Source organism: Burkholderia sp. WP42 (assembly GCF_000745665.1).
In the GTDB taxonomy this organism is placed as follows: domain Bacteria; phylum Pseudomonadota; class Gammaproteobacteria; order Burkholderiales; family Burkholderiaceae; genus Burkholderia; species Burkholderia vietnamiensis.
Map to the genome: position 1 here is coordinate 60,469 of NZ_KN050728.1, position 1,117 is coordinate 61,585.

Below are 1,117 nucleotides of genomic sequence, written 5' to 3' on the forward strand. Positions count from 1 at the left end.
TGTCGTCGGCCACTAGCGCGATCACGTCGTTGTCCACTTCGACGTCGACGGGCATCGGCTCGTTGTCGACGGGCCTGAGTTCGGCCGACAGTTCGATGACCTCACTCTCGACGTCCACGTCGACCGGCTTGGCGTCGGCCACCAGCTCGATCACATCACTGTCGACCTCAACCTCCACAGCGATCCAGACCGCGAAGGGTCACTACAACAGCATCAACGACAACGGCACCCAGCAAGGTAATTACAACAACGACGGTGCAACGGGCATCAATGCACTTGCTGTCGGGACCAATGCAAGTGCTTCTGGGGCTAGCAGTGTTGCGGTTGGGGATGGATCGCATGCATCGTCGGGCGGTGCAGTTGCAATCGGACAGGGCGCATCGGCGACTGGCGGCAAGGCAGTATCGATCGGTGTCGGAAACACGGCGAGCGGTGATGGCGCGGTTGCACTCGGCGATCCGAACGTGGCAACCGGTACGGGCGCCGTGGCAATGGGTGCCAACAACACGGCGACCGGCAACGGCGCTGTCGCACTGGGCAATGCAAACATTGCGACGGGCGTGGGCTCGTTGGCCCTCGGCAATACGTCGACGGCAGCCGCCGACGGCGCGGTGGCATTCGGATCGGGTGCGGTCGCGACGAACACCAATGATGTTGCCCTGGGTTCAGGGTCCGTCACCGCGACAGCCAGTCCGACGAGTAGTGCCACGGTCGGGACCACGACATATGGCAACTTTGCCGGTACTTCTCCGACGAGCGTTGTGAGCGTCGGTTCGGCGGGGGCCGAGCGTCAGATTACCAACGTCGCAGCAGGTCAAGTCACATCATCGAGTACTGATGCCATCAACGGCAGCCAGCTCTATTCGGTTGCCAGCACGACTGTTTCAAGCATCACTTCGCTGTCGACGTCGACGTCGACGGGTCTGTCGTCGGCGACCAGCTCGATCAGCTCGCTGTCGACGGGCCTGAGCTCGACCGACAGCTCGGTGGCTTCGCTGTCGACGTCGACGTCAACGGGCCTCTCGTCGGCGACCAGCTCGATCACGTCGTTGTCCACCTCGACCTCGACGGGCATCAGCTCGCTGTCGACCGGCCTGAGCACGACCGATAGCACGGT

The 1,117-nt window shown here is 62.8% G+C and carries 1 pseudogene; it reads left to right on the forward strand.

What is annotated here, in order from left to right:
- A pseudogene (locus tag EX20_RS31650) lies at positions 1–1,117 on the forward strand (hemagglutinin); the annotation flags it as partial.